10 protein-coding genes are annotated in these 9,507 nt (G+C 36.9%); 9 read left to right on the forward strand and 1 reads right to left on the reverse strand.

The annotated features are described in order from the left end of the window. Positions 1-253 precede the first annotated feature (253 nt). From P20311_RS13015 to arsJ, 9 genes are all read left to right on the forward strand, one after another. Positions 254-1,297: a hypothetical protein gene (locus P20311_RS13015; protein WP_008113551.1), complete on the forward strand. Its 1,044-nt coding sequence runs from the start codon at positions 254-256 to the stop codon at positions 1,295-1,297. Between the two features lie 200 nt (positions 1,298-1,497). Then, positions 1,498-2,648, forward strand: a protein-coding gene (locus P20311_RS13025) for an IS3 family transposase (protein WP_138596817.1) whose coding sequence is annotated in 2 segments (ribosomal slippage) — positions 1,498-1,768 and positions 1,768-2,648 — 1,152 coding nt in all. Because the reading frame shifts where the segments join, the coding sequence is not laid out codon by codon here. 378 nt (positions 2,649-3,026) lie between these two features. Further along, positions 3,027-3,845: a metalloregulator ArsR/SmtB family transcription factor gene (locus tag P20311_RS13030; RefSeq protein WP_008113558.1), complete on the forward strand. Its 819-nt coding sequence runs from the start codon at positions 3,027-3,029 to the stop codon at positions 3,843-3,845. Positions 3,846-3,878: 33 nt separating this feature from the next. Further along, a complete protein-coding gene (arsB, locus tag P20311_RS13035) occupies positions 3,879-4,907 on the forward strand; it encodes an ACR3 family arsenite efflux transporter (RefSeq protein WP_008113560.1) in 1,029 nt (342 codons plus the stop codon). Continuing rightward, on the forward strand, positions 4,900-5,892 hold the full coding sequence (locus P20311_RS13040) for a permease (RefSeq protein ID WP_008113562.1): 993 nt from the start codon (positions 4,900-4,902) through the stop codon (positions 5,890-5,892). Before arsB ends, P20311_RS13040 begins: the two co-directional genes overlap by 8 nt. 9 nt (positions 5,893-5,901) lie before the next feature. Continuing rightward, complete coding sequence (locus tag P20311_RS13045) at positions 5,902-6,138, forward strand: thioredoxin family protein (protein ID WP_008113564.1); 237 nt, start codon at positions 5,902-5,904, stop codon at positions 6,136-6,138. 163 nt (positions 6,139-6,301) lie between these two features. Then, on the forward strand, positions 6,302-6,790 hold the full coding sequence (locus tag P20311_RS13050) for a dual specificity protein phosphatase family protein (RefSeq protein ID WP_008113568.1): 489 nt from the start codon (positions 6,302-6,304) through the stop codon (positions 6,788-6,790). Positions 6,791-6,816: 26 nt separating this feature from the next. Further along, on the forward strand, positions 6,817-7,827 hold the full coding sequence (locus tag P20311_RS13055; RefSeq protein WP_008113569.1) for an ArsJ-associated glyceraldehyde-3-phosphate dehydrogenase: 1,011 nt from the start codon (positions 6,817-6,819) through the stop codon (positions 7,825-7,827). A 2-nt stretch (positions 7,828-7,829) separates the two neighbouring features. Beyond that, a complete protein-coding gene (arsJ, locus tag P20311_RS13060) occupies positions 7,830-9,077 on the forward strand; it encodes an organoarsenical effux MFS transporter ArsJ (RefSeq protein ID WP_008113571.1) in 1,248 nt (415 codons plus the stop codon). A 23-nt stretch (positions 9,078-9,100) separates the two neighbouring features. Here the strand turns inward: arsJ and P20311_RS13065 are convergent. Then, the coding region (locus P20311_RS13065) for a cation transporter (RefSeq protein WP_008113573.1) at positions 9,101-9,507 on the reverse strand (407 nt) is incomplete at its 5' end.

The raw sequence follows: 9,507 nt of genomic DNA on the forward strand, positions 1-9,507 counted from the left end.
CTAACTGATTTTAAAAGAAAAGTAGAATAAAATCCTTTTAAATTATACAGATATGTATAATTGCGCCCTGTTTACAACAACATTTTACTCATTTATATTAGCAAAAAAGGCTGAACGGACAGCCTATGCCTACACATATTTAATTTATATTTAAGTATGAACGATGAAGCGGAGCATCCGTAAAAATTTGGTTTTCATAATTAACAAACTGGCGTTAGTAGGCTGTTGTTTGTTTTAATTTATGGATAACTAGATGATTTCAGCTCTTACCTTAAGTCACAAATTGAGACTTCAATCGAAATTTCTCGCTAACTCACTCAATCTACCTCAAGATCATGGAAAGGATTTATTAGCCAGGGCAATATATTGTACTCCTAATTATGATTCTTTAACTGAACTACTCTTTAAAGAGATGTGTGGTGCGAAAATTTTTGGGACAATTCAACATCACTGGTTAAAGTACCTTCTGATCTGTGAATGTGAGGATCAATTGCTTATTGATGATCTACATAAAAGCATTGAGTTTATGGCAAAACGCCTTGAAGGAATGGTAGTCATTAATGTAAGCAAGGTTCGATTAATTTCTATTCTTTATGAGCTATTCGGTTTAGGAAATGAATCGAAATACATTATTGAAGCGCCAAGTGAGTTTAGTCTTGACTGGAAACCTTATTTTAAAACGTTGAACAATAACGAAGCAATTCTTTATTGTGATTTCAAAATTAATCAAATTGCATATCGACTAATTGCGACTACTTTTTATCCGAAAAATTTTAGAGAAAATAATTTTGATGAATCATTAGTCAAAAATCTTGAACAGGATAATGAAGATTCGGAAATTGCCATAGCTGAAAGTCCATTTATAGACGAGCATAAAAGCTGGTTTTTAAATACAGTTAACTTTTTTACCAATTTTGATTCATTTTGTGATGATGAAGTTCCTTATGTATTTCACATTGAAGGAAAAAGGTACGCGGTATATGGTTTTCCTTTATCCCCAAGTTTAACAGAAGAAATCAACAGTAATTTACCAACACTTAAAATATCAATTAGAGATATTCCAGAGAAGCAGGTTTTTATATTTTATTTTGAGCAGCAAAGGCTGATATTCGAATGTATTCATGTTGAATCACCCGCTATGTCTATGATCAATTATTGTGAATTTAGTAATGGCATTAAAGAAACACTGCTAAACCATAAAGACGCACGAAAACTCCCAATCATTCTTCATCAATCATATTTCTCCGCAAGTATTCGACCATTTTGTGATATGGATTACTTGGAGAATTCTATATGAATGAGATGCTTCTAAAGAACGTTTTAATATTACGATTACCTAAGTAATCGTAATATTAAAACGAGAATTATTTAAAATATTCTCGAAAATGAAATCAATTTACCTATTATGTATTTCAATAGACCCATGAGAAAGTTGATCTGCTTTAATCAAACAGGACACTTTAATAATGGAATATAATCCAATTATTGAGGTGTTAAATGACAAAACGAACAAACAGAAGTTACACAGCAGAATTTAAACAAGAAGCTGTGGCATTGGTAACCGAGCAAGGTTACAGCGTACCTAAGGCAGCAGCGTCTTTAGGTATCACAGATAAATTACTTTATAACTGGAAAGCTAAAGTTGAAGCAGAACAATCTGGTGCCAGTTTGAATGCTGATGAGCGGGCTGAGCTGTTAAGGCTTCGCAAGGAAAATAAAGAGCTAAGGATGGAAAAAGAAATTTTAAAAAAGGCCAGCGCCCTCCTGCTAAAAGAAACCAAGTAACGTTTAAAACGATTAAGCAGTTATCCTCGGTGTTTCCCGTGGTTAAGCTCTGCAAAGTGATGAAAGTAAGCCGCAGTGCTTATTATGCTTGGCTTAAGCGGCCAGCAAAAGTAATTACTGTAGAGCAGCTTAATTTATATCGAAAGGCCAAGTATTTCTTCAAGAAAAGCAGAAATAGCTTAGGCTACCGAGAGCTTAGAAAGAAGTTACGCAGTGAGGGCTTTAGCGTCAGTGATTATGGCGTTCAGAAATTAATGGCAACACTTGGTTTAGTCGTTACTCAACGAGTGGCATACAAGGTAACAACCAAGCGTAAACACAGTGATGCCGTTGCTGATAATCTTTTGAATCAGAACTTTAATCCTGTTGCGCCGAATCAGGTGTGGGCTGGTGATGTGACTTATCTAAGAACTGGCGAAGGTTGGATGTATCTGGCTATCGTCATGGACTTATATTCACGTCGTATTGTTGGTTGGCATATTGATAAACGCATGACGACTGACTTAGTTAGCAAGGCGATGATGAAAGCTTATAACTTACGGCAGCCACCAAAAGGCTTGGTGTTTCACAGTGATAGAGGTTCACAGTACACCAGTAAACAATATCGACAATTACTATGGAGTTATGGCGTCAGAGCCAGTATGGGCGATGTCGGTGCGTGTTGGGATAATGCGGTTGTTGAACGATTCTTCGGCAGCTTAAAACATGATTGGCTGTTGAAAGTTCCGCAACCAACTCGTGAGCAAATGAGAAATGATGTGGCAGCGTATATGCGTTATTACAACTTAGAGCGACTTCATACTGCTAATGGTGATCTATCGCCAGTAGAGTATGAGCAAAGTTCCTTAAGAAAAGTGTCCTGATTTAGTTGTGCAGAACAAGTTGAGGTGAAGAATTCATTAGGATTTTTTGATATTCCTCTTTAACTAATGGCTCTTTTGATGAAACTGAAAGAATAGCGTTTGTTCTAATTGGCTATGTTCCAAACATTGATATCATTAATAACAGTTTATTGAGCACTAATTGCAGTAGATATTTCCTCTAAAGTTGAAATATCTACTGATTTATCTAAAAGGGGTTTTGTGCTCATCCCCTCGAAATCACTAAGAATCTATTTGTACGAAAAGTTCGTTTATAAAATTTAAATCATGCTTCAGATTTAAATCTTTTTATATGCCAATGCTTGTATATGTGATTTTTCATATATATAATAATTCACATGCAAATAACTAAGGTTTCATATGAAAAGCCTAAAAAATAAAAAAATCCTTTTCCTTTGCACTGCAAACTCGGCTAGATCTCAAATGGCTGAAGCGTTATTGCGGCATAAAGCGGGAGACATATTTAATGTTTTTAGTGCAGGTACTAAACCTGATGCCGTTGATGTTCGTGCGATTGATGCTTTAGAAAAGTTTGGCTTAGATACTAACGATTTAGTGTCTAAAAGTGTGAATGTCTTTGAAGGTCAAGTATTTGATTACGTCATTACACTATGCGATAAAGCTAATAATGAATGTCGCAGCTACCCTAATGCCGTTAAGCAGTTAGCTTGGGATTTTCCCGATCCAAAAGAGCGTTCTGGTAGTAACCCTTTTTCTACAACATTAAACGAGCTTAACAACCGTCTATCTATGTTTATTTTGGTTGAAGAAAAGGACGCTAAGATCAGTTGTGGTGATACAAAAACCTCAATTGATGTCAAAAGTGACGAATTTGACCCCATCTCCTTTTATAAAAGCCTAACTGATGATATCCGACTGAAAACGTTAATGTTGACGCATTATCATGGTGAGCTTTGCGTTTGTGAGTTAATGGAAGCGATGGAAGAAGATAGCCAGCCCAAAGTATCACGTAATTTAGCTGTTTTGAAAAAAGCTAAAGTGATAACTGATAGAAAGCACGGTCAGTGGGTGTTTTATCGTATCAATCCTGACTTACCGTTATGGGCTAAATCTGTGATTGCACAAACAACAGAGAATAATGTTCCTCTGGTTAGTAACGAACTTCAGCGTTTAGCTAATATGCAAAATAGACCTAATCGAGCAAATTTCTGTAAATAAATTTTCTATAAAGAATGAGTAAAGGATTGAATAATGGGTATTTTTGAGCGTTATTTATCGGTTTGGGTTGGCTTAAGCATTGTGCTTGGTGTGGTATTAGGCTTATGGCAACCTGATGCTTTTCAAGTGATTGCCAACTTTGAGATTGCACACGTTAACATTGTAGTCGCTGTTTTCATCTGGGTGATGATTTATCCCATGATGGTTCAAATTGATTTTTCAGCGATAAAAGATGTGGGTAAAAACCCTAAAGGGCTTGTGTTAACTATTGTCATAAACTGGTTGGTTAAACCTTTCACCATGGCTGGTTTAGGTTGGTTTTTCTTTACTTTCCTTTTTGCTGATTTAGTTGATCCTGCATCTGCACAAGAATACATCGCTGGCATGATTTTATTGGGCGTAGCCCCTTGTACTGCAATGGTATTTGTATGGTCACAGTTAACGAAAGGTGATCCGAACTATACATTGGTTCAAGTATCAGTAAATGATGTGATCATGATCTTTGCTTTCGCACCTATCTCGGCATTTTTACTTGGTGTAAGTGATATTCAAGTTCCTTGGGAAACGTTGATGATTTCTGTAGTGCTTTATGTTTTGCTGCCTTTAATTGCAGGAGTAGTGACTCGTAAAATCCTGAATAATGGTAATGGTGAACAATCATTAAATGAATTGTTATCAACATTAAAGCCTTGGTCGGTTATCGGCCTGTTAGCAACAGTGGTGTTATTATTTGGATTTCAAGCAAATACCATCATTTCTGAACCTGAAACCATTGGCTTAATTGCCATTCCTCTAATGATCCAAACATACGGTATTTTCATTATCGCGTACTTAGCAGCAAAATGGATGAGACTACCACATAACATAGCGGCTCCAGCATGTTTGATAGGTACATCTAACTTCTTTGAATTAGCGGTTGCGGTGGCTATATCCCTTTTTGGTTTACATTCTGGAGCAGCTTTGGCGACCGTTGTTGGGGTATTGGTTGAAGTGCCTGTTATGTTGTCATTAGTTTATATTATTAACCGTACACAAGGCTGGTTTGGGGAAAGCCATGTTTGAGGTATTTACTGACTTAGCCACATGGTTAGTCGTTGATGTTTTTGGATTGTCGAAAGCAACAAAATTAGGCGATGCACTTCATTTTTTTATTGAAGACACCACCAAAATTTTCTTTTTATTACTAGTGATGATTTACGTCATTGCATTGATAAGAGCATCAATAAATGTAGAGCGTGTTCGTGATTATTTAGCCGATAAACATAAAGGTGTCGGTTACATATTAGGCTCTAGTTTTGGCGCAATAACCCCTTTTTGTTCCTGTTCAAGTATTCCTGTATTTTTAGGTTTTACGTCAGCAGGTATTCCTGTTGGCATCACTATGTCATTTCTCATTACCTCTCCGCTAATCAATGAAGTTGCGGTCTTGCTGTTACTAAGCTTATTAGGATGGAAATTCACGTTACTGTATGTGGTTGTTGGTATGTCTGTTGGGATTTTAGGCGGTATTTTCCTTGATGCTATTAGGGCTGAGCGCTGGTTGCAATCCTTTGCTGCGAAAGCTTTAGAGCGTGGTCAAAAGGCTTCCTCTACAGTTCAATCCAAACAGGTTGAAAGCTTGTCTTTAAAAGAGCGACATACCTTTGCCAAAGAGGAAATGTTAGAGATTTTTGGCCGAGTATGGAAATGGGTGATCATTGGTGTTGGGCTAGGCTCTGCGTTACATGGTTTTGTTCCTGATGGCTGGATTGAAGAGCATTTAGGTAATGGTCAATGGTGGTCAGTTCCATCTGCCGTATTATTAGGTATACCTTTATATTCCAATGCCACAGGTGTAATTCCTGTGATGGAAAGTTTAATTAAACAAGGACTTCCTATTGGAACAACACTCGCCTTTTGTATGAGTACTGTGGCAGCAAGTTTTCCTGAATTTATTTTATTAAAACAAGTAATGCAGTGGCGATTACTAGTAGTACTTTTTGCACTTCTACTCGTTGCATTTACGTTAATTGGTTGGATTTTTAATTATCTGACCCCCTTTATTTAAGGAAAAATCATGAAAGAAATAAAAGTATTAGGTACTGGTTGTGCAAAATGTACAAAAACCATTGAAGTTATTGCAAAAATAGCTACTGAATTAAATGTAGATGTACACGTAATCAAAGAAACTGATCCTGAAGTAATTATGGGGTATGGCGTAATGAGTACTCCTGCTGTAATTATTGATGAAGTTAATGTGCATAGTGGCTCTATTCCCCACCGTCAAGAGATTGAATTATGGTTACAGCAATAGCAAAAGTTAACTGTTTAAATGATGGAAATTTACTCGAAGAGATAACATCTACTATCCAACATGAATTTAATGTTTCTCACGTCACCATTCAAATAGAAAGTAAACCTTATGCAAATAACTGTAAATCAATACATTGCACAGATAATTAACGATAGGAAAAATAATGTCACATCCTTTTGATATTTTGGCACTTGAAAACGGTAGCCAACTTATATTTACCCCGTGCCCAGGCACGAAAGATTCTATTTTAGTTGAGTCTATATCAACACTTAAACAAGCAGGTACTAACATGCTTATTACGTTGATGTTTGACGAAGAAATGGAAAAAAACAATGCACTCTCTTTACCAACTGAATGTGAAAAGCAAGGAATTGAGTGGGTTCAATTACCCATTTTAGATGATGCTGCCCCAAGCCAAGCCTTTGAATCTCAGTGGGATGCTCAAAAGGCTAACATTTTAGAGGTGATAAATAACAAGGGCACCATTGCTGTTCACTGCAAAGGTGGCTCTGGCAGAACAGGATTAGTGATTGGACTTATACTTTTAGCTTTTGGGTGGTCAGGTGAAAAGGTAATTGAAGCAGTACAGGAAATACGGCCTAAAGCGCTAAAACACCCAGTACAGCTTGATTATTTCAATACTTATTTATAATTTTTAACAACATTCAGGACAGATTTATGACAATTAAAATCGGTATTAACGGTTTTGGCCGTATGGGACGTTTATCAATGCGTGCAGCATTTGATTGGGATGATATAGAGATTATTCAAATCAATGATCCTGCGGGAAATGCTGAAACACTTGGACATTTAATGACGTTTGATTCAGTACATGGTCGTTGGCATCATGAGGCGAATCATGAAGGCGATTCAATAATTATCAATAACAAGGCTATTCCTTGCACGCAAAACAAAGCGACTCAAGACACTGACTGGTCTAAGTGTGATGTAGTAATTGAGGCATCAGGAAAAATAAAAACGAAAGCGCTGTTACAAGCCTATTTAGATCAAGGTGTAAAGCGTGTTGTGGTTACAGCTCCTGTAAAAGAAGATGGTGTATTGAATATCGTTATGGGAGTAAATGAAAATTTATACGACAAAGCTATTCATCCTATCGTAACAGCAGCTTCATGTACCACTAATTGCCTAGCGCCAGTGGTCAAAGTTATTCATGAAAAAATAGGTATTAAGCATGGTTCAATGACCACTATCCATGACATTACTAATACGCAAACCATATTAGATGCCCCCCATAAGGATTTACGTAGAGCACGAGCATGTGGCATGAGCTTAATTCCGACAACAACTGGCTCGGCTACGGCAATTACGCATATTTTTCCTGAACTAAAAGGGAAGTTAAATGGTCATGCAATACGAGTTCCTTTAACTAATGCATCAATTACAGATTGTGTTTTTGAAGTTGAACGAGCTACAACTGTTGAAGAAGTAAATAAAGTACTTAAACAAGCAGCACAAGGTGAATTGAAAAACATCATGGGATATGAAGAACGACCACTAGTGTCTATTGATTATAAAACTGATCCACGTTCTAGCATCATTGATGCATTATCAACGATGGTAGTAAATGGTACACAAGTAAAACTTTATGTTTGGTATGACAATGAATGGGGCTATGCCAATAGAACGGCTGAGCTAGCACGTATGGTTGGTTTGGCGGACAAAGGTTAATCATGGGGCTTTTATCACTCAAAGCGTTATCACCGCAAATTAAACAATATTTGGTGATAACAGGTAATTACTGGGCGTTTACTTTAACCGATGGTGCACTACGCATGCTCGTAGTGCTATATTTTCATCAGTTAGGATATAGCCCTTTAAATATTGCCATGCTGTTTTTATTTTATGAAATATTTGGTGTTATTACGAATCTTGTTGGTGGTTGGCTAGGTGCACGACTTGGTTTGAACAAAACCATGAACATTGGCTTAGCCATACAAATAATTGCGCTTGGTATGCTTGTTGTTCCTGCTGAAATGCTAACAGTTATCTATGTAATGGCGGCACAAGCTTTATCAGGTATCGCTAAAGATTTAAATAAAATGAGTGCGAAAAGCTCGATAAAGTTACTTGTTCCAGTAGGCGCTGAAGGTAAGCTTTATCAGTGGGTTGCTATACTTACAGGGTCTAAAAATGCGCTAAAAGGTGTAGGGTTCTTTCTTGGAGGTTTGTTACTAACCTTGCTTGAATTTAAAGGTGCAATCATCTTAATGGCTTCACTATTAGCCATAGTGTGGGTATTTAGTTTAATCGCCTTAAAAGATGATTTGGGCAAGGCGACAAATAAACCTAAATTTAATGATATTTTCTCTAAGAGTTCGTCAATAAACATTCTTTCTGCTGCTCGAATGTTTTTATTTGGTGCAAGAGATGTTTGGTTTGTCGTAGCGTTACCCGTTTTTTTAGCTGTGACCTTTAATTGGGATCATTGGTGGGTTGGAGGTTTTATGGCAAGTTGGGTCATTGGCTATGGCATAGTTCAGTCTGTTGCGCCTATTATTACCGGAAAAGGCACGAGGGAAAAGCAAGGTAATGTGCCAACGGGTAGGTCAGCATTTTTATGGGCAAGCTACTTAACATTAATACCTGCTGTGATTGCTTTGGCCTTGCATTTTAATTTTCATATTCAAGCTTCAATCATTATAGGACTACTGATTTTTGGGGCTGTTTTCGCTATTAACTCTTCTTTACATAGCTATCTCATCGTCAGTTATGCAGGTAGTGACGGTGTATCGCTTGATGTTGGTTTTTACTATATGGCTAATGCTATGGGGAGATTAATTGGTACAGTGCTTTCAGGTTGGGTATATCAAAATTATGGCCTAGAAGCCTGTTTATGGATATCAAGTATATTTGTGGCTATGGCAACTTTATTATCATTGAAGCTGCCAAAAAACCAAAGTAAAGAGAAAGCTAATTAATCAAAGTCACATTTGAAAAAACGTTAACTACGTATTTCAATAGAGATATGTGAGAGCTGAGGTAAGAAACTTTTTAAAATAATTTCATATTCTTCTGACTTTAGAGGTTCACCTGATGTCACTTTAAGAATTGCAGCCTGGTGACCTGTCGCTATTTTCCATACATGAATATCGTTGATCACAGTGTTCTTTTTGCTTAATGCATCTGAAATCTTATCGAGAGTTGGCTTTTTCACAGACTTATCTAAAAGAACTTCACTGGATTCCTTAACTAAGCCATAAGACCAACGGAAAATGACTATTGCCCCAACAATCCCCATTAATGGGTCCATCCATAATAAGCCAATATATTTTCCTACTAATAAAGCAACAATGGCTAATAAAGAGGTTAGCGTGTCGGCCAGTACGTGAAAGTAGGCTGCTTTCATAT

The organism is Pseudoalteromonas sp. BSi20311 (genome assembly GCF_000239875.1).
Taxonomy (GTDB): Bacteria; Pseudomonadota; Gammaproteobacteria; order Enterobacterales; family Alteromonadaceae; genus Pseudoalteromonas.